General features: G+C 64.4%; 1 protein-coding gene and 1 pseudogene. Both read left to right on the top strand.

What is annotated here, in order from left to right; translation table 11 throughout:
• Nucleotides 1–274, top strand: a 274-nt coding sequence (locus tag A9Z05_RS37365; RefSeq protein WP_256121811.1) for a porin, incomplete at its 5' end; no start/stop codon positions are given.
• A 325-nt stretch (nucleotides 275–599) separates the two neighbouring features.
• Nucleotides 600–891: pseudogene (locus A9Z05_RS37370) on the top strand (peptidoglycan-associated lipoprotein); the annotation flags it as partial.

The raw sequence follows: 891 nt of genomic DNA on the forward strand, positions 1-891 counted from the left end.
CGTCACGCGCGCGCTGAGCGTCGCCGCCGCGTACACATACACGATGGGCCGCTTAGACACCCGCACGGGCCAGACGCGCCCGAAATGGAACCAGGTCGTCGCACAGGCCGACTATGCGCTGTCGAAGCGCACGGATGCGTATCTCGAAGGCACGTACCAGAGCGTGAGCGGCGACAACGGCAATCCGGCGTTCAACGCGACGGTCTGGACCATGACGCCTTCCGCGAACAGCAACCAGGCCGTCGTTGCGCTGGGACTGCGACACAAGTTCTGACGATGCGGCGTGAGCGGCGCCGTCACGCGCCGTGGCGGGCATCGCGTACCGCCCCCCAGGCGCGGAAGCAAGAATGCCTCCCGGCTGTCGCGTTTGCGCAAAAAATGCGGAGAAACTGGGCACGTTGTGACATTTTTCCTAATCTGTTTGCAGCGACGCCGCGATCCGGCGTTCCGGCCGCGACATTCTTTCATCTGGCGCACCACCGGCTTACGAACCTGCATCACGGCAACGGAGCCGGACCTTTCGCGCCATGGCGACCGGACGGCTGCGTGCGAATGGCACGCGCCCCGCTTTCAACGCAGTCAACCGCTGGAGAAGAACGATGAGCAAAATGAAGCGAATTGCGGTCCTGGCAACTTTCGTCCTGCTGGCCGGTTGCCACCACGCGGCGAAAACGCCCGAGAATGCCGGCGCGGCGCCGACGCCCTCGAGTGAAGCCGTCGCGACGGTAACAGCCGACGATCTGAACAATCCGAACAGCCCGCTCGCCAAGCGCAGCATCTACTTCGATTTCGACCAGTACTCGGTGAAGCCCGAATTCCAGTCGCTGCTGCAGGCGCACGCCGACTACCTGCGCAGCCACCCCGCGCGGCGCGTGCTGATCCAGGGCAACA

Origin of the sequence: Burkholderia sp. A2 (assembly GCF_001729305.1) — a bacterium.
GTDB classification, from domain to species: domain Bacteria; phylum Pseudomonadota; class Gammaproteobacteria; order Burkholderiales; family Burkholderiaceae; genus Burkholderia; species Burkholderia sola.